This window comes from uncultured Roseobacter sp. (assembly GCF_947501835.1).
Classification (GTDB): Bacteria; Pseudomonadota; Alphaproteobacteria; order Rhodobacterales; family Rhodobacteraceae; genus Roseobacter.
In genome coordinates this window covers 160,842-183,754 of sequence record NZ_CANMXR010000009.1, presented here as the reverse complement: position 1 = coordinate 183,754, position 22,913 = coordinate 160,842, and the positions used below count along the sequence as shown (strand labels likewise).

General features: G+C 59.4%; 20 protein-coding genes. 10 read left to right on the top strand and 10 right to left on the bottom strand.

The genetic code is table 11. The annotated features are described in order from the left end of the window. The first annotated feature begins 80 nt into the window (after positions 1-80). On the top strand, positions 81-1,211 hold the full coding sequence (ispG, locus tag Q1A20_RS18865; protein ID WP_299409495.1) for a flavodoxin-dependent (E)-4-hydroxy-3-methylbut-2-enyl-diphosphate synthase: 1,131 nt from the start codon (positions 81-83) through the stop codon (positions 1,209-1,211). Positions 1,212-1,247: 36 nt separating this feature from the next. Here the strand turns inward: ispG and Q1A20_RS18860 are convergent, their stop codons facing one another. Together Q1A20_RS18860 and Q1A20_RS18855 are read right to left on the bottom strand one after the other, a co-directional pair. Next, a complete protein-coding gene (locus Q1A20_RS18860; RefSeq protein ID WP_299409493.1) occupies positions 1,248-2,000 on the bottom strand; it encodes a DsbA family protein in 753 nt (250 codons plus the stop codon). 4 nt (positions 2,001-2,004) lie between these two features. Further along, positions 2,005-3,282 (bottom strand): M48 family metalloprotease, encoded by a 1,278-nt coding sequence (locus Q1A20_RS18855; protein WP_299409490.1) that lies wholly within the window; start codon positions 3,280-3,282, stop codon positions 2,005-2,007. Between the two features lie 80 nt (positions 3,283-3,362). On the opposite strand from Q1A20_RS18855, the gene Q1A20_RS18850 reads away from it, so the two are divergent. The 6 genes from Q1A20_RS18850 (at position 3,363) to Q1A20_RS18825 (ending at position 11,972) form a co-directional block, all read left to right on the top strand. Further along, the gene (locus Q1A20_RS18850; RefSeq protein WP_299918111.1) at positions 3,363-4,505 is read left to right on the top strand and encodes an aminotransferase class I/II-fold pyridoxal phosphate-dependent enzyme; all 1,143 of its coding nucleotides are present in this window, start codon (positions 3,363-3,365) and stop codon (positions 4,503-4,505) included. Between the two features lie 65 nt (positions 4,506-4,570). Beyond that, complete coding sequence (locus tag Q1A20_RS18845) at positions 4,571-5,788, top strand: N-acetylmuramoyl-L-alanine amidase (RefSeq protein ID WP_299409485.1); 1,218 nt, start codon at positions 4,571-4,573, stop codon at positions 5,786-5,788. A 117-nt stretch (positions 5,789-5,905) separates the two neighbouring features. Next, the gene (locus tag Q1A20_RS18840; RefSeq protein WP_299409482.1) at positions 5,906-8,458 is read left to right on the top strand and encodes a penicillin-binding protein 1A; all 2,553 of its coding nucleotides are present in this window, start codon (positions 5,906-5,908) and stop codon (positions 8,456-8,458) included. A gap of 93 nt (positions 8,459-8,551) precedes the next feature. Continuing rightward, on the top strand, positions 8,552-9,676 hold the full coding sequence (gene prfB, locus Q1A20_RS18835; RefSeq protein WP_298976007.1) for a peptide chain release factor 2: 1,125 nt from the start codon (positions 8,552-8,554) through the stop codon (positions 9,674-9,676). A gap of 76 nt (positions 9,677-9,752) precedes the next feature. Then, on the top strand, positions 9,753-11,162 hold the full coding sequence (locus tag Q1A20_RS18830; RefSeq protein ID WP_299409480.1) for an amidase: 1,410 nt from the start codon (positions 9,753-9,755) through the stop codon (positions 11,160-11,162). A gap of 24 nt (positions 11,163-11,186) precedes the next feature. Next, a complete protein-coding gene (locus Q1A20_RS18825; RefSeq protein WP_299409477.1) occupies positions 11,187-11,972 on the top strand; it encodes a DUF2189 domain-containing protein in 786 nt (261 codons plus the stop codon). Here Q1A20_RS18825 and Q1A20_RS18820 read toward each other — a convergent pair. The 3 genes from Q1A20_RS18820 to Q1A20_RS18810 all read right to left on the bottom strand — a co-directional run bounded on the left by Q1A20_RS18820 (position 11,969) and on the right by Q1A20_RS18810 (position 14,250). Continuing rightward, entirely contained in the window at positions 11,969-12,187 is a 219-nt protein-coding gene (locus tag Q1A20_RS18820; RefSeq protein ID WP_299409474.1) for a hypothetical protein, read from the bottom strand. The two genes, Q1A20_RS18825 and Q1A20_RS18820, sit on opposite strands and share 4 nt — an antisense overlap. Continuing rightward, positions 12,184-13,344, bottom strand: a complete 1,161-nt coding sequence (locus Q1A20_RS18815; RefSeq protein WP_299409472.1) for an aromatic ring-hydroxylating dioxygenase subunit alpha — start codon at positions 13,342-13,344, stop codon at positions 12,184-12,186. The genes Q1A20_RS18820 and Q1A20_RS18815 overlap by 4 nt, the downstream gene beginning before the upstream one ends. Before the next feature lie 108 nt (positions 13,345-13,452). Continuing rightward, on the bottom strand, positions 13,453-14,250 hold the full coding sequence (locus tag Q1A20_RS18810) for a helix-turn-helix transcriptional regulator (protein WP_298975998.1): 798 nt from the start codon (positions 14,248-14,250) through the stop codon (positions 13,453-13,455). A gap of 267 nt (positions 14,251-14,517) precedes the next feature. Here Q1A20_RS18810 and Q1A20_RS18805 point away from each other — a divergent pair, with 267 nt between their 5' ends. After that, positions 14,518-14,862, top strand: coding sequence for a hypothetical protein (locus tag Q1A20_RS18805; RefSeq protein WP_298975997.1), 345 nt, complete (start codon positions 14,518-14,520; stop codon positions 14,860-14,862). 7 nt (positions 14,863-14,869) lie between these two features. Here Q1A20_RS18805 and ilvN read toward each other — a convergent pair whose 3' ends face one another. The 5 genes from ilvN to Q1A20_RS18780 form a co-directional block, all read right to left on the bottom strand. After that, positions 14,870-15,430 (bottom strand): acetolactate synthase small subunit, encoded by a 561-nt coding sequence (gene ilvN, locus Q1A20_RS18800; protein WP_298975995.1) that lies wholly within the window; start codon positions 15,428-15,430, stop codon positions 14,870-14,872. A 72-nt stretch (positions 15,431-15,502) separates the two neighbouring features. Then, entirely contained in the window at positions 15,503-17,254 is a 1,752-nt protein-coding gene (locus Q1A20_RS18795) for an acetolactate synthase 3 large subunit (protein ID WP_299409464.1), read from the bottom strand. Between the two features lie 327 nt (positions 17,255-17,581). Further along, a complete protein-coding gene (locus Q1A20_RS18790; protein WP_299409462.1) occupies positions 17,582-18,301 on the bottom strand; it encodes a methyl-accepting chemotaxis protein in 720 nt (239 codons plus the stop codon). A gap of 113 nt (positions 18,302-18,414) precedes the next feature. Continuing rightward, positions 18,415-19,062 carry a response regulator transcription factor gene (locus tag Q1A20_RS18785; protein WP_299409459.1) on the bottom strand — a complete coding sequence of 216 codons (648 nt, stop codon included), beginning with the start codon at positions 19,060-19,062 and terminating at the stop codon, positions 18,415-18,417. Continuing rightward, positions 19,059-20,486: a cache domain-containing protein gene (locus Q1A20_RS18780; protein WP_299409456.1), complete on the bottom strand. Its 1,428-nt coding sequence runs from the start codon at positions 20,484-20,486 to the stop codon at positions 19,059-19,061. The genes Q1A20_RS18785 and Q1A20_RS18780 overlap by 4 nt, the downstream gene beginning before the upstream one ends. Positions 20,487-20,737: 251 nt before the next feature. Between Q1A20_RS18780 and Q1A20_RS18775 the strand changes: the two genes are divergently transcribed. Beyond that, the gene (locus Q1A20_RS18775; RefSeq protein WP_299409453.1) at positions 20,738-21,823 is read left to right on the top strand and encodes a TRAP transporter substrate-binding protein; all 1,086 of its coding nucleotides are present in this window, start codon (positions 20,738-20,740) and stop codon (positions 21,821-21,823) included. Between the two features lie 128 nt (positions 21,824-21,951). Next, on the top strand, positions 21,952-22,884 hold the full coding sequence (locus Q1A20_RS18770; protein WP_299918104.1) for a C4-dicarboxylate ABC transporter permease: 933 nt from the start codon (positions 21,952-21,954) through the stop codon (positions 22,882-22,884). Positions 22,885-22,913 lie beyond the last annotated feature (29 nt).

Sequence of the window (22,913 nt, the reverse complement as noted above, 5' to 3'; positions counted from 1 at the left end):
CCTTTGTGAAACCCACCATTGCGGGTAGGGGCGCAGCTGTCTATTTTAGCTGACAGAAGCTCCTGACAAAGGAATGTCCCATGTCGCTGAACCACGTGCGCCCCTGGCGCAATATCTATCGCCGCACATCGCGTCAGATCATGGTCGGCAATGTGCCGGTCGGGGGCGATGCGCCGATTACGGTTCAAACCATGACCAACACGCTGACAACGGACGTAAAAGCGACCATCGAGCAGATACAGGCCGCAGTCGATGCCGGAGCTGACATTGTGCGCGTCTCGGTTCCAGATGAGGCGTCCTCCAAAGCGCTCCGCGAGATTGTGCCTGAAGTCTCCGTACCGATCGTGGCGGACATCCATTTCCACTATAAACGCGGCATCGAAGCGGCAGAGGCCGGCGCAGCCTGCCTGCGGATCAATCCCGGTAACATCGGTGACGAGAACCGCGTGAAAGAGGTCATCAAGGCTGCGAGAGACCATAACTGCTCGATCCGCATTGGCGTAAACGCGGGCAGTCTGGAAAAACACCTGCTGGATAAATATGGCGAGCCCTGTCCCGATGCGATGGTCGAATCCGGTCTGGATCACATCAAGATCCTGCAGGACAATGATTTTCACGAGTTCAAAATCAGCTGCAAAGCCTCCGATGTTTTCATGGCAGCGGCGGCCTACCAGCAATTGGCCGAGGCGACGGATGCGCCGATCCACCTTGGGATTACCGAGGCGGGGGGGCTCACCTCCGGCACGATCAAATCCGCGATTGGCCTGGGCAACCTGCTATGGATGGGGATCGGCGACACGATCCGCGTCAGCCTGTCCGCTGATCCGGTGGAGGAAGTGAAAGTCGGCTATGAGATTTTGAAATCCCTCGGCCTGCGGCACCGTGGAGTCAACATCATCAGTTGTCCCAGCTGTGCGCGACAGGGCTTTGACGTGATCAAAACCGTCGAGAAACTGGAAAAGCGTCTTGAACACATCAAAACGCCCATGAGCCTCAGCATCATCGGCTGCGTGGTGAACGGACCGGGCGAGGCGCTGATGACCGATGTGGGCTTTACAGGTGGCGGTGCCGGGTCGGGCATGGTCTATCTAGTTGGAAAGCAGAGCCACAAGCTCAACAACGACGAGATGGTGGAGCACATTGTCGAGCAAGTGGAAAAGAGAGCAGCGCTGCTAGACGCAGAAGCAGCGATTGCGGATGCCGCCGAATAAAATCGAAAAGCTATTCCGCGATATCGACGTTGGTTTTCAGAGGTCGCGTTTTTCGTCCAGCATTGCGCGCATCCGGTCGTAGGGCAGGTATCCGCGCAGCATTTCATCATGCATGACGAAAGTCGGGGTGCCGGTAATGCGCAGCTCTTGGGCCAGAGCGCGCGTGCGCGCGATTTCTTCTGTCACGGTGTCGTCGTTCATCCGTGCCTCAATCGCATCCGCGTCCAACCCGTAGGTGGCAGACAGACGCCGCAACGCGGGCAGGGTGATGTCACCGTTGAACGCCATCAGCGCGTCATGCAGTGATTTGTAAGCCTCTGCGCCCTCTAGCTGCTTGGCGGCAATCGCAAACCGAGATGCCAGGACAGATTGTTCGCCCAAAATCGGGAATTCTTTCACGATGAAACGGATATTGCCGTCTGATTCCAACAGCTTCTCAACCTCGCCGAATGCGCGTTTGCAGTATCCGCAGCGGTAGTCCATGAATTCGACGATGGTAATGTCGCCTTCAGGATTGCCGCCAACAAAAGAATAGCCGTCGTCGAAGATTGCCTCTGCATTGTCTGACACAAGCGTCAGATCAGCCTGCGCCTGTGCTTCGGCTTGCCGGTCTTCCAAGGCCTGCACGGCTTCCATGATCACCTCGGGATTTTCCATCAGATAGCTGCGCACCTCGGATCGGAAAAGCGCGCGCTCCTCGTCCGACATGGTCTCCAGATCAAGCGCCACAGCGGGCAGCGGTAAGGTGAGACACGCCAGCAGAGCGGGCAGGATCAGGCGGTTTGTCATGGCATCATCTCCGTTTTTTTTCGGCGCGTTCAGCAGCAATCAACACATCCTGCGCGCGTTGCCAAGAGGCAGCACCCGTGGGCAGCAGCCCCAGAGCGCGTTCAGCGTGAATTTTGGCATCTTTCATCCGACCCGACAGGGCGTAGCGTTCAGCGGTGACCAGGGAGGCCATGCCGATCTGATCGGATTTCGCATAGGCCACCGATAAGTCCCGCAGCATTACGCCATCACGAAAATCGATTGATCTTGCTTTCTCAAGAGCTTGTCGTGCACTTTTAATGTTACCCGCTGCCAAGAGCGATCGCCCATAGCCCGACAGCACCAAAGCGTCATTCGGGGCCAGCTGGACAGCGCGCCCATAGGCCGCGACGGCTGCCTCGAAATTGCGCGTTTCGATCAGGATCTGGCCGCGCTGGTCGTGCAGAAACGGGTCGTTTGGCCGCAGGGCAATGGCGCTGTCGATGGCGCGCAACGCTTGCTTCGTGCGTGATTGTCGGTGTTCGGCCACGGCTTCACGCGACAGACGCACGTCCTGATAGGGGCTCTCCTTCAGGCGCCGCAGCGTCCATTTCGGGGATCGGGTATAAGCGCTGAGCTTCCCCTTCACCCGATCAAACCAATATGCGTGATCTGGATTTGCCGCCGTGATATTGCCATAGGCTGAAACAAACCCCTCAACGGCCCGCACACGATCCCGCGACAGCGGGTGGCTGCGCAGATAGGGGTCCTGCCGGGTTACAGCCAGGACTTCCTGACCGCGAAAAATCTCAAGAACGTCCATCATGCCCTGCGGATCCACGCCCGCTGATTTCATGAAGCGAATGCCGGATTGATCGGCGGAGGCTTCTTCGGCGCGGGTGTGTTTGAAAAACCGTGCCTGCGCCGAGCTTTGTGTGCCCAGAGCGATACCCCCCGCTGCGCTACCTGCACCGGCCGCCGCCGCCACTGCAGCCAAGGCCAGGCCGAGCCCCGAGGCCGTGCGCGTGTTGGCCAGATTGGTCAGGCGCCGGGTCAGGTGGCCGTTGGCGATATGCGCTGCCTCATGCGAGATCACCGCTTGCAGCATCGCCGCAGTCTCCATCCGGTTGATCAGCCCGTAATGCAGATAAATCGCGTCATTGCTCACCACGAAGGCGTTGAGCGAGCTGTCATTGACCACCAGAATTTTGACGCGCGACGGGCTCAGCCCCGCAGCGCTGAGAATCGGTGCGGCGAGTTGTTTGAGCCCGTATTCCAGATCAGCATCCCGCAACAACCCCTGCGCCTGCAGGGGCGCCGCCATGAGCCACACCATCAATGCCGGGATTGACGTGAGCCTGAAGAACAGGTGAAACAGCATAGTTTTGAAATTGGAGTGAATTCATGCGTAGTTCAAGGCGGTCGGCTGTTGATCCCTTCATTGTGATGGATGTGATGGAGGCGGCGCGCCGTCTGGAGGACGCAGGCCGCCATATCATTCACATGGAAGTTGGCCAGCCCGGGACCGGCGCGCCCAAGGCCGCGGCAAAATCGCTGACCCGCGCGATGGACGCGGGCCCATTGGGCTATACGGTGGCCCTGGGGCTGCCCGCCTTGCGCGCCCGGATCGCGCAGATGTACGGGGAATGGTATAACGTCGATCTCGATCCGAACCGGGTGGTGATCACGCCCGGATCGTCGGGCGGATTTTTGCTCGCATTCACGGCGCTGTTCGATACCGGCGACCGGGTGGGCATCGGCGCCCCCGGCTATCCAAGCTACCGGCAAATTCTGCGCGCACTGGACCTGCAGCCGGTGGATTTGCCCACGGCGCTGGAAAATAGATATCAACCGGTGCCTGCTGATTTTGCCGGGATGGATTTGGCCGGGTTGATGGTGGCCTCTCCCGCCAACCCCACCGGCACAATGCTGGACGCACCGGCCATGCGGGCCTTGATTGACGCGACGCAGGCACAAGGCGCATCGTTCATTTCAGACGAGATCTACCACGGCATCGAATATGAGGCGAAGGCGGTCACGGCGCTGCAGATCACCGATGAGGCCTATGTGATCAATTCCTTCTCCAAGTATTTCTCGATGACGGGATGGCGTGTGGGCTGGATGGTTGTGCCTGAAGATCATGTGCGGACGCTGGAACGGATTGCCCAGAACATGTTTATCTGCGCGCCCCATGCGAGCCAGATCGCAGCGCTCGCCGCCATGGATGCGGAGGATGAATTGCAGCAGAACATGGACGTTTACCGGGCAAATCGGGCGCTGATGCTGAAGGGGTTGCCGGAGGCCGGGTTCACCAAAATCGCCCCGCCGGATGGGGCGTTTTATGTTTACGCGGATGTGTCGGATCTGACCCAGGACAGCCGCGCCTTTGCCGAGGAAATCCTGCAGACGGCAGGGGTTTCTGTGACCCCGGGGCTGGATTTCGACCCCGCGCGCGGACACACCACGCTGCGGTTCTCCTATGCGCGCAGCACCCAGGACATCATCGAGGGGCTTGGGCGTCTCAAGGAATTCATGCAGGGACGCTAATGGGTGTTCCCCTCAGGCCTCGGCCTGCGGTAGGGTGTGGGCAAACAAAACCGGCAGAGCAGAGCATGATCCGGCATTTCATTTTTTTAGCCGCCCTCAGTTGGATGGGGGCAACTGCGCTATCGGCGCAGGAGTTGACCGCCGTTGCGCGCGTCGACCCTGCGTCCAGCCAGATCGAAGAGGGGTGGTTCGGCAAGGCGGAAGTCTCGCTGCACTTGAGTCAGGGCGTGCCTTTCAGGGTGTTTACGCTGGCGGCGCCGCCACGGCTGGTCGTCGATTTTCGCGATGTGGATTGGTCGGGCGTCAAAGCCACGGATCTTTTGGCGAACCCGGGCGCCGTGACCGACATCCGGTTTGGGAACTTTCAACCCGGCTGGTCCCGCATGGTGGCAGATCTGGCCCAGCCGATGCTGCCGGATGAGGTCGGTATGACCATCGATGACGCTACCGGCGCGGCGATTTTGTCCATTGTCGTGGCCCCCGCGGATGCTGCGGAACTTGCGACCCGTTCAGGTCCCCCCGAAGATGCGCTTTGGCCCCAACAAGAAGCGCAGGAAATCCCGGCGCCGCTGGTGGATGACCGGTTTGTCGTTGCCATTGACCCCGGCCATGGCGGTGTGGACCCCGGCGCGGAGCGTGATGACATCAACGAAAAAGAGCTGATGTTGCAAATCGCGCTGGAACTGCGCGAGGCGCTGCTGCGGTCCGGCGTGTCCGATGTGGTCCTGACCCGGGACAGCGATATGTTCGTGTCGCTGGAAGGGCGCGTCGCCATCGCGCACAGATCCGGCGCGGATGTGTTTTTGTCCCTGCACGCGGATGCGCTCAGCCAGGGCGGGGCGCAGGGCGCCACCGTCTATGTCCTGTCCGAAGATGCCAGCGACACCGCCACCGCCCATCTTGCGGCACGGCACAATCGCGCGGATATCATCGCGGGAACCGATTTGACCGGCTCAGATGACGAAGTGGCCAGCGTCCTGCTGGATCTGGCGCGTCAGGAAACCGAACCCCGCTCGAAGTCATTGGCCAAGGCGCTGGTCAAAGGCATGACCGAGGCCGGTGGGCCCATGAACCGCAGACCCCTGCGGCAAGCGGGGTTTTCCGTGTTGAAATCAGCCGACATCCCCTCGGTTCTTGTCGAGGTTGGGTTTCTGTCCAGCGAGCGGGATTTGAAAAACCTGCGGGACCCCACGTGGCGGGCAAAGATCGTCGGCGGCATGGCCCGGTCCATTCTGACGTGGCGTGACGCGGATACGGCAAAGCGCCCGCTGGTACGCCAATAGCGATTTTGCGCTCGAAACCGGCGGGTTCTGGCACGTTTCGTAAGCTTTCGTGTTTTGACGGCACCGGCGCCACTGCCTATATGTAAGCCCAAGCAATCAAAGAGAGGCGTCCGCCCAGTGTTCCGATTCATCCTGTCCTTTTTCGGGGGCATCTTTACGACGATCACGATGGCCATTGGTATGGTCGCGCTGACGGTTGGCGCGGTGTTCTGGATGTACGGGCGTGATCTGCCGAGCCACGAGTCGCTGGCGCAGTATTCACCACCCACGATCAGCAGGATTTATTCCGGGCAGGGGCAAATCATCGACGAGTTCGCCAAGGAACGGCGGCTTTTTGCGCCTGCGGAGACGATCCCCGATCTGGTAAAACAGGCGTTCATCTCTGCAGAGGACAAGAATTTCTATCAGCATGATGGGTATGACCTGCGCGGCATCGGTGCGGCGGCGGTGGATGCGGTGCGGTCGCGCGGCCAGGATGTGCGCGGGGCGTCCACGATCACGCAGCAGGTGATGAAGAACTTCCTGCTGTCCGGCGACCGGCGGGCGGAACGCAAGATCAAGGAGATCATTCTCGCCGCCCGCCTTGAGGAGACGCTGAGCAAGGAGCGAATTCTCGAACTCTATCTCAACGAGATTTTCCTTGGGCAGAATTCCTATGGCGTGGCTGCGGCCAGCCAGACCTACTTCAACAAACCGCTCAGTAGCCTTGCCCCGCATGAGGCGGCATTTCTGGCATCCTTGCCAAAAGCGCCCAGCGACTATCACCCCGTACGCCAGAAAGACCGTCTGCTCGGGCGGCGCAATTTTGTGCTGAAGGAGATGATGGAGAATGGCTACATCACCCAGGATGTGCTGCTCAAGGAATTGAACGAACCGCTGCGCTCTGTGCAGAATGGCGACTTCGAAAGCTTCAAGGCGGAATTGCCGCCGCGGGATTACTTCACCGATGAGATCCGCCGCCAGTTGACCGAAGATTTCGGGGAAGGCGAGTTTTTCACGGGCGGTCTGACCGTCCGCGCCACCATCGATCAGGAAATGCAGCCCATTGCCGCCACCGCTCTGCGTCGGGCGCTTGAAGACTATGACCGCAAGCAAGGCATCTGGCGCGAGGCCAAGATCAAGATCGATCCCGCGCGGTTGGAGACTGAAGAAGACTGGCGTACCGCGCTCGGCGAGACCAAGATGGCGCGCGACATCGACCTTGATGGCCCCTGGTATCCGGCGGTGGTTTTATCCGTCGGCAGCAATGACGCGCGGATCGGCATCGAAGGTGTGGCAGAAGACGACGACGGTCATTTCATCGCGGCAAATGACGTCACATGGGCCCGCAAGCGCGCAGAAGATGGCACCGTGGGTAGCAAAGCCAAAGTAGCCGGGGATCTGCTTGAGGTCGGCGATGTGGTGCATGTGCGCGCAATGACCTCCGATGAGGATGGCACTTTTGTGCGCTGGACCCTGCGGCAGGTGCCTCAGGTGCAGGGTGGCTTTGTCGCGATGGACGTCAACACCGGCCGCGTGATTTCCATGCAGGGCGGGTTCTCCTATCAGGCCAGCGTGTTCAACCGCGCCACGCAGGCCAAACGCCAGCCGGGGTCCAGCTTCAAACCCTTTGTTTATGCGGCCGCCCTCGACAGCGGCTATTCCCCCGCCACCATCGTTGTGGACGCGCCCATCGAGGTCAACACACCGCAGGGGCTGTGGCGCCCGCGCAATTCCTCGCGGGAATTCTATGGTCCAACACCGCTGCGCACCGGGATTGAACGCTCGCGGAACCTGATGACGATCCGGCTGGCCCAGCAGATCGGCATGGATGTGGTGGCGGACTATGCCGAGCGTTTTGGCGTCTATGACAATATGGGCACGTTCCTGGCCAACTCGCTTGGATCAGAAGAGACGACGCTGTACCAGATGGTGGCGGCCTACGCGATGTTCGCCAATGGCGGTGAACGGGTGCAGCCGACGCTGGTTGACCGCGTACAGGACCGCTATGGCAAGACGATTTACCGCCACGACGACCGGCTGTGCTATGACTGTGAACTGGCCAGCCTGGATTCGGGACTGGCGCCCAACATCATCTCGAACCGCGAGCAGGTGATGGATGCGGTCACCGCCTATCAGCTGACATCGATGATGCGCGGCGTGGTGGATCGCGGCACCGCGAGCCGAACCGTCAACTTGCCGGTGCCGACCGCGGGCAAGACCGGCACGACCAATGACGCCAAGGATGTCTGGTTCATCGGCTTCACCAGCAACATCGTGGCCGGCTGTTACATCGGCTATGATCAGCCGCGCGGGCTGGGGCGCGGGGCATCGGGGGGCGGTATGTGCGGCCCTGTGTTCCAAAGTTTCATGGAAGAGGCGACCAAGAAGTATGGCGGCGGTCCGTTCACGGTGCCGCCCGGTGGCCGGTTCATCAAGATTGATCGGTTCACCGGTGCGCGTCTGAGCCCGGAGGCGACCGGTGAAGCGGTGGTGGCCGAATATTTCCGCGAAGGGGAGCAGCCCATCTTTGGCATCACCTATGATGGCGGATTTGCCATGGGGCAGAACCTGCCGCTCTTTGAAGAGGTCGCGCGTCAAACCCAACAGGTCACAACTTCGACCGGGGAAACCACAACCGTGGGGCCAAAAGCCGACTTTGGGACATTGAGTTCCGGCGGACTTTATTAGCATCAGATAAGGGCATCAGCGCCGCCGCTCCCTTGCCGCTGGCAGGGCGCTGGTTTATCACGACGTTCAGACCCAACGCCCGAGGCAGATTTCATGCGCGCTGACGCACAAAATACCGTGGAAAAGATTGAAAAATCGCTGGACCTGCTGGGCCAGAGACTGGACGTGGAAACGGCCCCGTTTCGCTTGGAGGAATTCAACGCGCGGGTTGAGGACCCGAACTTGTGGGATGACCCGGATGCGGCGCAGAAACTGATGCGCGACCGGCAGTTTCTGGTAGATGCCATCGCCACTTACGAGGGGATCAAACAAGACCTCGCCGACAATATCGAACTCATCGAACTGGGCGAGATGGAAGAGGATGAGGAGGTTGTCTCGGACGCGGAAGCGGCTTTGAAAGCGCTCGAAGAGATGGCCGCGAAAAAGGAGCTTGAAGCGCTGCTAGATGGCGAGGCGGATGGCAATGATACCTTCCTCGAAGTGAACGCCGGGGCAGGGGGCACGGAAAGCTGTGACTGGGCCTCTATGCTGGCACGCATGTACGTCCGCTGGGCCGAGAAGAAGGGCTACAAGGTCGAGCTGCAGTCCGAAAGTGCGGGCGAAGAGGCGGGGATCAAATCCGCTACCTACAAGATCAGTGGGCAGAACGCCTATGGTTGGCTGAAGTCGGAGAGCGGCGTGCACCGGCTGGTGCGGATCTCGCCCTTTGATTCAGCGGCCAAACGGCACACCTCGTTCACCTCCGTCTGGGTCTATCCGGTGGTGGACGATAATATCGACATCGATGTGAACCCGTCGGACATCCGCATCGACACCTACCGGTCATCCGGGGCCGGCGGCCAGCACGTGAACACAACGGATTCCGCCGTGCGCATCACCCACCATCCCACAGGGATCGTGGTGACCAGCTCGGAGAAGTCGCAGCACCAGAACCGCGACATCGCGATGAAGGCGCTGAAATCGCGGCTTTATCAGTTGGAGCTGGACCGTCGCAACGCAGCCATCAACGAAGCCCATGAAAACAAGGGTGATGCGGGCTGGGGCAATCAAATCCGGTCCTATGTGTTGCAGCCCTATCAGATGGTCAAAGACCTGCGCACCAACTTTGAAACCTCCGACACCAAAGGGGTTCTGGACGGTGATCTGGATGGGCTGATGGCGGCGACGCTGGCCCTGGATGTGTCCGGCAAGACGCGAGCCGAAGCGCAAAGCGGCTAAGCGCACGCCGAACCGGTTTGCGGGCCGGTGATCTGTCGTCCATAGTCCCGGTGGGGTGACGGACGGTGAGAGAACCATGCAGTTGAACGGAATATCCGCTCTGGATTTGTCCAGAGCCCTCGCCAAACGTGACATCAGCGCGGTGGACGTTATGGCGGCAACACTGGCGCGCATTGATGCGGTCAACGGCGGCGTCAACGCCATTGTGTCGCTGAAAGATCGCGACACCTTGATGCGCGAGGCCGCTCAGACGGATCAGACCGCACGGCGGGGTTGGCTGCACGGCATACCCATCGCGATCAAGGATCTGGCGCATGCTGCGGGTTTGCCGACGTCCAAGGGATCGCTAATTTTCGCAGGTCAGATGGCCCAGGAGGATGATCTGATGGTGGCCCGGATACGGGCTGCGGGGGCGATCATCATCGGCAAGACCAACACGCCGGAGTTCGGACTGGGCAGCCATACGTTCAACCCGGTCCATGGGGCCACGCGCAACCCTTACAACTTGTCAAAATCTGCAGGGGGATCATCGGGCGGTGCTGCCGTGGCGCTGGCGACCGGCATGGTGAGCGTGGCGGACGGCTCCGACATGATGGGATCACTGCGCAATCCGGCGGGGTGGAACAACGTTTATGGCATGCGCCCGACCTGGGGCGTGGTGCCTGCGCATCCCGAGGGCGACGGGTTCTTTGAACAATTTGCCACCGAGGGTCCGATGGCGCGCACGCCTGCCGATCTTTCTGGCCTGCTTGATACCATGGCGGGGCCTGACCCGCGTGTTCCCTTGCCTGTCAGAATTGCACCAACGCTGCCTGCCATCGACGCTCTACCGACAGCGCCCAGAGTGGGGTGGCTCGCGGATTGGGGTGGGGCCTTTCCAACCGAGCCGGAGGTCCTGAGCCTCTGTGAGGCGGCGCTGGCGCAAATGTCGGAAATGGGATGGATGGTCGAGACGCTGGCAGCGCCGTTTTCAGCGGACGCCATGTGGACCAGTTGGACGGACGCGCGATCCTTTTCCATCGCCATGCGCCGCCGTCCCGAATACGACGACCCCCGGAAACGGGCACAGCTCAAGCAATCGATGCTTTGGGAGATTGAGCGGGGCAGGCAACTGTCCGGACAGACGATCTATGACGCCAGCGCCACCCGGTCTGCGTGGTTTCGCCGCGCCGCGCTGCTCTTTGAGACCCATGATGTCTTGGCGCTGCCCTCTGCGCAACTCTGGCCCTTTGATATCGACCTGGAGCATCCCGGCGAAGTCGCAGGTGTCGCGATGGATACCTACCATCGGTGGATGCAGGTCGTGGTGCCCGCAAGCCTGATCGGGTTGCCGGTGGTGAATGTGCCCATCGGGTTCGGGCGCGCCGGTCTGCCCATGGGGCTGCAACTGATCGGCAAACCGGGAAGCGACGGGCATTTGCTGCAGATTGCGCAGAAATGGCACGAAGCCACTGGCTGGCCGCAAAAAACACCTGCTATGATGTAGGGGTTCATGATCGGAGGAGGGACCATGACACCACCAGCATCCGCAGAGCTTGAGATTGGCGCGCCGGAGCTCCGCCCGGCACGGTTCGAGGATCTGAAAACGGCGCTTGCCCGCGGTGCGAAGGATTTTCGCGCGCATCCCTTTTTTGGCTTGGTGTTCGCTACGTTCTATATCTGCGCGGGATGGGCGATGGCCGCCGTGACCGCCGCCACCGGACATACCTTCTGGCTGGTTCTGGCCGCGATCGGCTTTCCGCTTCTGGGCCCATTTGCCGCTGTTGGCCTTTATGAGGTCTCCCGCCGGTTGGAGGCAGGGCTGCCAATCAATTCAGCTGCAATATTCGGCGTGATCTGGCACCAACGTTTGCGGCAGCTGCCATCGCTTTGCACGATGATGGTGGTGATCTTCATGTTCTGGTTTTTTCTCGGCCACATGATTTTCGCGCTCTTTCTTGGTTTGAGCACAATGACCAATATTTCAAGCTCTTACGAGGTGTTCCTGACGCTGAATGGCATCTCCATGCTAGGGTTTGGCACGCTTGTCGGGGGGATATTCGCCTTCGTGATCTACAGTATCTCGGTCATCGGACTGCCGTTGTTGCTGGATCGGGAGATCGACTTCATCACCGCCATGATCACCAGTTTTTCAGCCGTCAAACAGTCGCTTGCGGTGCTGATCTGCTGGGCGGCCATTATTGCAGTTTTGAGTTTTGCCGCGATCCTGCCAGGGTTCCTGGGGCTATGGATTGTGCTGCCCCTGCTGGGGCATGCCTCCTGGCATCTCTACAGATTGCTTGCCACCACGGATTAGGCGGGCAGTTCACGCCCCATGTCGATGAGCCTTTGGCGCAGGCCGTCTGCTTCCGGCGCCCCTGCTTCCAAGGCGTAGATAAAGGCCTGGGTCAGATAGAAACCGCAGGCGTCGACGTCTTCCGCGCGGTCCGCCGCCGCGCGATAAAGATCAACCAGCGCGCGTTGATCACCGGCGTCATGGGCTGCCAACAGTTGCGCGTCCAGCGATGTCACTCCGCCGCCTGATCCATCTGACGACGGGCGTTCAGCCGACCGGCAACCCAATCATGAAAAAGATGCGTCGGCCCGTCCATCGCGGGGGAGAAACGACCGCCATCAAATGACACTGCGTGCCGCCCGCGCTGCATGCCCTCCACGACGAAAACGTCCTCAACAAAAACCTCTTTCCACTGTTGCGCGTTCTTTTGTCGTAGGGCGTCATCGGTGTCGGGCGTGGTGTAGAAGAGATGCACATGTTCGCGCGTCTTCTCCGGACCCTGCGGTTCCAGAATGATAGCAAATGTGTGGTCCCGGTGGACGCCCAACAGGACGTTGGGAAAGGCAGTGATATATTCAGCCGCCGTATCCCACGTATCGCTCAACCCCTCGAAATCCGGAAACACGTCGCCGTTTTCACCTTTGAGCTGTCGGTAGACATGCGTGCCTTGGCCCGCGAAAAGCCCCTTTTCTTCAATATGATAGTGATCTTCCAATCGCGAATAGCTGTTCAGGCCGGGATGTACCCAGGGCAGATGATAGCTTTCGCAATAATTCTCGACGGCAAGCTTCCAATTGCAGTTCACGTCCAGCTGGAAGCAGCTGTCTGCACCGCCATGAAAGATCGGTTTGTCAAACTCCGCCCAGCGTTTTAGCAGCTCGGCATTTGCATCCTCGAAGGCGGGCGCGGTACCCGACACATTGATCCAGACCACACCCATCCAGATATGGCTGCGCACTTCGATCAGACCCAACAGCGCGCGGTCAATACCGTCGTGCTTGTTCTGGCCAGGGCCGCCCACATGCGGTGTGCTGACCAGTTCGCCATCGGTGGAATAGCACCAGCTGTGATAGGGGCAGCGAATGGCACCTTCAATTTTCCGCGGTTCCGAAACCAGGATCATACCGCGGTGGCGGCAAATATTCTGAAACACGCGTAGGGTGCCCTGCCGGTCCCGCACCATGAGCAAGGGCATGCCCAGAAAGCTCAGTGGCACCGCATCGCCAATGTCCGGCACATCCGCTGCTACGGCAAGGCCGGACCATGTATCAAACAGCAGCGCATGTTTCTCTTCCTCGAAAACAGCCGCATCGGTGTAATGCGCGTTGGGAAGACCATGCGCTTGTGCGATCGGGCGGCGTACGTTCGACAGATCGGTGGGTGAATGATCCATGACAGCTCTCCAGAAAGGTTGGAGATATTGTAAGTGACACCGCCACGGATGCCGCGCTTAAAGCGACCCGAGTTTCCTCAAGGCGACATCGCCATCGCGCGCATGTTTTCAGCGGAACGGGTCGTGGGGTTGCAGCAGCCTTTGGTGAAAGGGCATCAGTTCTTCCAGCGTGCAAAACCCGGCTCTGCGCGCGCGGAACAGCGCCTCGGCAGTGTTTTTCCCAAGATATTCATAGACTAAGCGCGTCATACGCATGCCTGATGTGTCTTCCCGCACGGTGCGGGCGACATAGCCGACCCAGAAATTGTTCTGAAATGATGTCACGCGGCTCAGGTAGTTGAACGAAGCTGTCATACCATTGCGTCGGGCCACCGTGGCGGCGACACCATCTTCGATCTGCATTACGAAACCACGGTATTCGCGTGCCTGTGCGGTGGCAGGGATGCCCTGCATCGCCATGGCGATTTTTGGTTCATACCCGCGCAGAAATGTATTGTCCCCGTCGCGCTTGATCAGCACGACACCCCGCACAAACCGGTCATCCTTGACGAAGCTGCGGCGTGCGAACTGGTAAAATCCGCTGGGCAGGCTGTCTTCGGAAACCGATTGAATGGCCGGGCCCATGAAGTCGCGCAGATACTCGCTGGAAATCGGACCGGTGTCGCGCGCCACCTGATCGACGGGTTCGAGAAGCACGCGCGCATCAACGGCAAAAAAATCGCACATTCTTGCGAGAACGTCCGGGCGCGGGAAGCTCTCTCCGCTGAGATAGCGGTTAAACTGCGTCCGGTTGATCCCCAGATCCCGTGAGAGCGCTGAAATTGAGGGGTAATCAGCAGAGAGTGTTCGCAGGTTGGAGCCAAACATATTGCGCAGTTGCGCTGGGGTTCGGGCGGTCACAGGCATCGTCGTCCTTTTGCCTCGTCGCTGCCGCAGCATATTAAGCAATATGTCGCGAATTAGCCAATGATTTACAGATAGACCACCGTTTTTGATGCTAAATAGCGTCAACAGTAGATCGTATTTGTGTCATTCATAGAGCGGGTCGACACAAATTCCAAGCGTACGGTGCTGATTTTATCATGTGCCGAACCGTTAACTTATTGGTACCAATAGGGAGGCGCGATGTTTGTAGGACCGGCGTGCGAGTAGGACCAGGGATAGGATAAAAATATGATAGGTGTAGTCCTATGGAGCGATGCTTCGGACCGAAAGGCTGTCATCTGGTGTGAAGATCAGGGTGATCTGGCTTTTCTGAATTCAGAAACACAGTTGTTTCAGTCAGATATTTTCTTTGATGCCGGGGATGTTGTCCAGTTTGACGTGGAAATTCAATCCTCTATGAGAACTGTTCACAACCCGCGTCTGGTATTGGAGCGCGCAGGGGCGGGCCTGCCAGAGGCCCTGCGCCGGAGTGCTGCAGCCAGCCACAGCACTGTTCAGACGGCTCAGATCATCCCGTTTGAGCCGCGCAGGGCGGAGACGCAAGTGCAGATGCCGCGCGTCTCCGGGGCCTAAAGCCGCGTTATTCGCCGCGTGACAGGGCCGCCACACCGGTTCTGGCCACATCAGACAGGCCAAGCGGGCGCATCAGATCTGCAAAAGCATCGATCTTGTCCGGCGCGCCGGTGATTTCAAACACGAAGCTTTCCAGCGTGCTGTCCACAACCCGCGCCCGGAAGATATCGGCCAGACGCAGCGCTTCGACCCGCTTGTCGCCTGTGCCGCTGACCTTGAACATGGCCAGCTCGCGTTCAACACTTGCCCCCTCAACCGTCAGATCATGGACCTCGTGTACTGTGACGATGCGGCCCAGCTGCGCCTTGATCTGTTCGATCACCTGCGGCGTGCCGGAAGTGACGATGGTGATGCGGCTCAGGTGCCCGGTGTGATCCACCTCTGCCACGGTTAGACTGTCGATGTTGTAACCGCGGCCGGAAAAGAGGCCGATGACGCGGGCTAGAACCCCGGGTTCGTTTTCGACAAGGACAGCCAAGGTGTGCCGCTCAACCACATCGGAAAAGGTGGGACGCAGGTTATAAGCGGAATGGCTGGTGGCGCCTTTTTTGATTTTGAGCGGGGACATGTTCGAAGCCTTATTGAGTGAGAGAGCGGCGGGGCCGGAAGGGCCCACGCCAGAACGAAACCGGGGTAGCGGTCAGACCATGACCGCGCCATCGGCTTTGATCACGCCTTGCGTCTGCGCCTCGCCCAGCAGCATTTCGTTGTGCGCCTTGCCCGACGGGATCATCGGGAAACAGTTTTCATGCTTCTCCACAAGGCAGTCGAAGATCACCGGGCCATCGTAATTGATCATCTCCATGATCGCATCGTCGAGGTCCGCGGGATCGGAGCAGATGATACCCTTGGCGCCAAAGGCTTCGGCCAGTTTCACGAAATCGGGCAGGGCTTCGGACCAGCTTTGCGAATATCGCTCGCCGTGCAGCAATTCCTGCCACTGGCGCACCATGCCCAGACGTTCGTTGTTGAGGATGAACTGTTTGACCGGCAGGTTATACTGCACCGCGGTGCCCATTTCCTGCATGTTCATCAGCCAGCTGGCTTCGCCGGCCACGTTGATCACCAGCGCGTCGGGGTGCGCCATTTGCACGCCGATCGATGCGGGAAAACCATAGCCCATCGTGCCCAGACCGCCCGAGGTCATCCAGCGGTTTGGGTCCTCAAAGCCCAGGTACTGCGCGGCCCACATCTGGTGCTGGCCCACTTCGGTACAGATGTAGCGGTCGTTTTTCTTGGTCAGTTCCTCCAGCCGCACCAGCGCATGTTGAGGTTTGATGGTCTTGCCGGATTGCGTGAACTTCAGACAATCGATGGCCTTCCATTCCTCGATCTGCTGCCACCATTTGGCCAGCGCTTCGGAATTTGTCTTGCGGCCCCGGGACTTCCAGACCTTGAGGATGTCTTCCAGCACATGGCCGACATCCCCCACAATCGGAATATCCGTTTTGATCACCTTGTTGATCGACGACGGGTCGATGTCGATATGCGCCTTGATCGATTTCGGGCTGAAGGCATCGATGCGCCCGGTGATCCGGTCATCAAACCGCGCGCCGATGTTGATCATCAGATCGCAATCATGCATCGCCATATTGGCTTGATAAAGCCCGTGCATCCCCAGCATGCCCAGCCAGTTTTCACCGGAGGCCGGATAAGACCCAAGCCCCATCAGCGTCGAGGTGATCGGAAAGCCGGTCGATTTGACCAATTCGCGCAACAGCTGGCTCGCCGCGGGTCCGGAATTGATCACACCCCCGCCCGTGTAGAAAACCGGTTTCTTGGCTTTTTCAATCGCGGCAACCAGCTCGGTGATCTCCTCCATATCGCCTTTGACCTTGGGCTGATAATGGGACACGGAGGGCTTGGGCTCGGCATAGGTACCGGTGGCGAACTGAACATCTTTTGGGATGTCCACCAGAACCGGACCGGGGCGGCCTTGCGTCGCGACATGGAAAGCCTCGTGCAGCACGCCGGGCAGGGCATCCGTCTCTTTCACCAGCCAGTTGTGTTTGGTGCAGGGCCGGGTGATGCCAACGGTATCCGCCTCCTGAAACGCATCTGAGCCGATCATGAAGGTCGGCACCTGTCCGGTCAGCACCACAATCGGGATCGAATCCATCAGCGCGTCGGTCAGACCGGTTACCGCATTGGTGGCCCCGGGACCTGAGGTCACCAGCACAACGCCGGGTTTGCCGGTGGCGCGCGCATAGCCTTCGGCGGCATGTACCGCACCCTGTTCGTGGCGCACCAGAATATGGCGAATGGCGTTTTGCTGAAAAATCTCATCGTAGATCGGTAGGACGGCGCCCCCGGGATAGCCAAAGACGGTGTCCACACCTTGATCGATCAAGGCTTGGACAATCATTTTTGCTCCGGACATCTGCCGTTTCATATCTTTCAACTCCGTATCGGGCCACGTTCTCGGGCCTGTTCTACCGTTTGCGCAAAAAAAAGCCCCCGTTCTAGCGGGGGCGCATGGGTCAGACTATGGTCTACCGTTACCGGCCCATGCGCGTTTTTCCTACAATGACGACTAGCGTGGCCATGGCCTGAGGCTCCTTGATGCTGGCGGGACATTATGGGCGTAGGTTGGGGGCGTCAAGCACCTAGTGCACAAAAAATCTGTCGCACAGACATAATTTTGCGCCATTTCCTTGCGCTGTGATACGTCATCGCGAAATTTTCGCAAATTTCGTGGTCTGAAACGCCCGATTCTGGCCTAGTGGGAGGCTTCGATGCTTTCAATATCCTCACGCGCGGAGAGGGTGAGCTGCTGCACTTCTTCGGCTAGAACCTTGAATTCCTGCGCGATGATCGCCAGTCCTTTGCCCGCTTCACCCGCACGCGAGGCTTCAACCGAGGCGTTGATCGACATGGAGCGGACGTATTTGCCGATCCGTTCCAGCCGGCTCAACCCTTCACCCAGACGTGTCGCGGATTGCATGGCAACTTCCAATTGCTGGCTTCGACCATTCTCAACCTGGGCCCACACATGGTCCGTCAACCGCGTCACCGCGTCAAAGAATTCTGTCTGTCCAAGTGCGATATAGGACTGCAGGTTTGAGGCCGATGCGCCGTCCGGGCTTCGGGCCGCGGCGGTCAGGGTATCGGTCAAATCGGCCATGCGTCTGATGATGCGCATATGGTCGTTTTGATCCTGTGCCAGATGCGCCAGCCAGAGGCTGAGCTCTTCGGGCAGATCCGAAAAAGTGCTTGTGCCCTGCAGCACTTCGAGCGTGTGGCGCAGCTTTTGCGTTTGCGCCTGCAACATCGACAGCAGTTCCTCGCGGTCCGCCTCACGCGCGCCGCCCGACAGCAAGCTCACATTCAGGGCAATGCGCACGACCAAAGCGCGCGTTGTCGCAACGCGGTCAATGGCGTCGCGGTAGGGGAGCGCGTCGATGGTTGACGCGCTGGGGACCGAAAGGGAGCGCTGCATGTTCATACGACCGGTTTAAGAAGCGGCCTTTAAAAAAGACTGAACATTCGGCGTTGTTTTGGTGAAATCTGCGAGCCCGGTCCACGGCAACGACTACCGCGTGACGAGGGCGGCTAAAATCGCGCGCCGGTGCCCTGCAGTACGCCATGTTCCAGCGCGTATCGGGTCAGCCCTGCGGTGCTGGAAATCCCCAGTTTGCGCTTGATGTTCTTGCGGTGGGTTTCAACTGTCCGCACGGAAATATCCAGCGCCAGCGCCACATCTTTGTTCGACTTACCCTGCGCCAGCTGCAGCAGGATCGTCTGCTCGCGCCCGGTCAGTGCTTCGCGCACGCCAGCCGCTTTCGGCTCCAGCGACCCACGCGCACCGGTGCACAGATAGCGTTCGCCGGACATGACCACGTCAATCGCCTGCTTGATTTCATCCGTGGGCACATCCTTGAGCACATAGCCCATGGCCCCGTGGCTGAGCGCGGAGGAGATGTATTCAGGGCTGTCATGCATCGACAGCACCAGGATTCGCGTGCCGGGGCGCTGTTCCAACACGATCTCGGTTGCCGTGAGCCCGCCCATGTCGGGCATGTTGAGGTCCATCAGGATCACATCCGGATCCAGCACGTCGAGCTGCTCGATGGCCTCGCGGGCCGCATTGCAGGTGCCGACAACGGTGATGTCATCATAGCTTTCCAGGATGGATTGAATGCCTTCGGCGACCATCGGGTGGTCATCAACGATCAGGACTTTGATGGGAGAGTTGGTCATGCGGGTACTTTGGCTTGGTGTGGTGTTTCGGGTTCCGGTGGCAGCAGGTGCGAGAGCGGGACGGTAACTTCGATAATCGTGCCATGGCCCGCGCGCGGGGCGGCGATGATCAGCTCACCTTCAAGCTGCTCCACACGTTCCTGCATGTTGCGCAACCCCAGACCGCCGCCATGGCCGACGGTGTCATCGGGCATGCCGCGACCGTTGTCTTCGATCCGCAGGGTCGCCCCTTTCTTGTGGCCGCGCAGATCGATACGCACGTGGCTGGCCTGGGCGTGACGTTCGATATTGGTGAGCGCTTCCTGCGCGATGCGGTAGAGCGCGATCTTGGCCTCGCCATCCAGCCGGTTGCGGAAAACAACCGTGTCAAATTCCGTGGTCATGCCGGTGCGCTCGCTGAAATCATCGGTGAGCGCCTTGACCGCCGGGCCAAGCCCAAGGTCGTCCAGAACACCGGGGCGCAGATCGCGGCTGATGCGGCGCACCTCGGAAATGGCCTCGCCCAGGGTCTCGATGCCCTTGGCCAAGGGCGCCGCGGCGGTCGGATCGCCACGGTCGAGCTTGCGCCGGGCGGTGTCGAGCGCATAGCGCACACCCACCAGCAGCTGGCTGATGCCATCGTGCAATTCGCGCGCGACGCGGCCGCGTTCTTCTTCCTGGGCGTCCAGCACCCGTTGGGTGAGTTTTTTCAGTTTCGCATCGGCCAGGCGACGCTCGCGAATGTTCAGCACCATGCCGGTCAGGAAAACCGCCAACAGGGCGGCCAGAGTGATCATACCGATATAGAAAAACGTCTGCTGGACCCGCTCTTCGACATCTGCGCGGGCAGAGGCGACGGTGGCCAGCACGTCATCGATGAACACGCCCGTGCCCACGGCCCACCGCCAGCTTGGAAAGCTGGTGACATAGGTGATCATCCGCGCCTCCTCCCCGGTGGAGGGTTTTGGCCAGAGGTAGCTGTGATACCCCGCGCCTGATCGGGCAATGCGAATGATCTCATCGGTGATGGGGGTACCTTCGCTGTCGGCAAGGCCGGTCCAGTTGCGGTTGATCATCTCGGTCTGGCGCGGGCTGACAAGATTGGTGCCATCATAGTCGTAGACAAAGAAGAAGCCTTCGGTCCCGTAAATCATGGCCGACAGGATCTGCGCCACCTGATCGCGGGCGTCCTGATCATCGGGGGCGGCATTGCCGTAGATAAAGTAGAACCCATTGCGGGCCTGCGTGACGTAATTGGCCAGCTCCACCTTCTTGGCTTCCAGCAGCTGTGTCTCCAGCGCCTTGATCTCGCGTTCGGCCAGCATACGCGACTGATAGGCCACCAGAACGGCAATCGCAGCCACCGCCGCGATCAGCGGAACCGTGGCCACCAGCGACAGCTTTTGCGCGTAACTGGGCCGAAAAAATGCGCCAAACCGTTTCATGACAGTCTGATTACGTTGAAATCAGGGCGAATCAAAGTCTGATCCCGCGACACACGCGCGGCTAATCCGACCCCGCGCGGTGTTTCGGCGCGAAAACCGGCCAAAAAATATGACCAAAATGGCGTAAATGCCGCTCATCTACGCAGTACTAGGTATTTTCATTGGAGCGCGCATCGCTAGTGTGGCCACACTCGAAACGACCTGCGCGTGATCCATGCGACGTGGGCGTCATATTTGGGAGGAGTAACTAAATGGATCGTCGTTCATTCCTGAAGACATCTGCACTGGGCGGTTCCGCCGCCGCCACAACGCTGGCAGCACCCGCATACGCACAAGGCAATCGCGCCCTGACCATGGTCACATCCTGGCCCCGTGGTTTCGCGGTTCTTGATGACGCGGCTACATATTTCGAAGAAATGGTTGGCGCCATGTCCGATGGCACGCTGACCATCGACAAAAAGGCCCCTGGCGAGCTGGTTGGCGCCTTTGAAGTCTTTGACGCGGTATCCTCCGGTCAGGCCGACCTCTATCACTCCGCCGACTACTACTTTATTGGTCAGCACCCGGGCTATGCCTACTTTACCGCTGTTCCCTTTGGCGGCACAGCGCAGGAAGTGACCAACTGGTACCACCACGGTGGCGGCCATGAGCTGCACAACGAACTGGGCGAAATCTTCAACCTGAAATCCTTCATCGCGGGCAACTCCGGCTCGCAATCCGGTGGCTGGTTCCGCAATGAGATCAACTCCGCGGACGATTTCAACGGTCTGAAATTCCGGATGCCGGGTCTTGGCGGCAAGGTTCTGGGTGAACTGGGTGCCTCTGTGCAAAACATCCCCGGTGGTGAGCTTTATCAGGCGCTGTCGTCCGGTGCCCTGGACGGTCTGGAATGGGTTGGCCCCTTTGCGGATGAACGCGCCGGTTTCCAGGAAGTGGCGAAAGTCTACTACACAGCGGGTTTCCACGAGCCGGGCTCCGCGCTGGCCTGTGGCGTCAACCTCGACGTCTACAATGACCTGTCGCCCGCACATCAGGCGATCATCGCCAACGCGGCGATGGCCACCACGCACACCCAGCTGGCCGAAACACTGGCCAACAACGGGGCCGCGCTGGCGCGCCTGCAGGCACAGGGCGTGAAAACGCTGCAATTCCCGGATGATGTCTGGGATGCCTTCGGTGCAGCGTCCAAGAAAGTCATGGACGAGAATATGAACGATGAGCTCTTTGCCAAGATCCGCGCGTCCTTCGAGGAATCGCTGGCACAAAGCTCTGACTGGCTGCTGAAATCGGACGGTTTCTACGTGGCACAGCGTAACCGCGTTCTGGCCAACGGCTAAACGCCTTACGAAGCTTCATGAGGGGCCGTTCACGGGTGAATGGCCTCTCATATGAGGAAGAATTCCAACGACCGGACACGGACGACACCTTGGAGCGCTAAAATGCGTACCCCAAGGGAGGGGGACATATGGAAAATGACGTAGACGCAGCAGGCGGTTCGCTATCTGTCATCTTTAACGGGATATTGTGGTTTTTCACGAATATCGGCTTGGCGGTTTACAACTTTTTCTACGCGGTCTCGCATCCCTCCCTCTGGCTGGACTGGTCTGACAAAGAAGCGATCATGCGCTTTGTCTACTACGGCGGTTCGGTGGAATTCTTTTTTGTGGTTTTCACCGCCTTCCTGATCATGTTTGCAATCGGCCTGTGGCGGAACGATATCATGTGGGGCTACGTCCGCGTGCTCGAAGGCTTCGCCAATACGGTGGGCCGCTTCTTTGCCTGGGCGGGCCTCTTGATGGTCTTGCAACAGATCATCATCGTCTTCATGCAGCGGATCTTCACCCGGCCCGATATCTCCTTTGGCTTCGGCATTCCGCTGCGCTTCGACATCAGCTGGTTTGCCGAAGAACTCAAACTCTACAACGCCTTGGTTGTCTGTCTCTGCATGGCCTACACCTTCGTGCAGGGCGGCCATGTGCGGGTCGATCTGATCTATTCTGCGGTCAAGTTCCGCACCAAGAAGGTGATCGACATGTTCGGCGCCATCTTCTTCATGATGCCGGTCGCGGTACTGATCTGGATGTACGGCTGGTTCTTCATGTGGCGGCATCTGATCGTGCCGAAACCCTCCGCCTCCGACACGCTGGACCGGTTGGTGTTGAAATCCCGGGCGCTGCGCTGGAACGTGGAAACCATCGGGTTCAGCCCCAACGGGTTCAACGGGTACTTCCTGTTCAAGATCCTGCTCTGCGCCTTCACCGCGATGCTCTTTCTGCAGGCGATGGCCATGTTCTACCGCTCCTATCTGGAATGGAAAGAAGGACCCGAGAGCGAAGGGAAGTATCTGGACCGTGACAGCCTTGGTGACGGTGAAGAAGCCTATGAGGGCACACACTAATAAGACGCAGCGGAGCACGCAGCGCATGA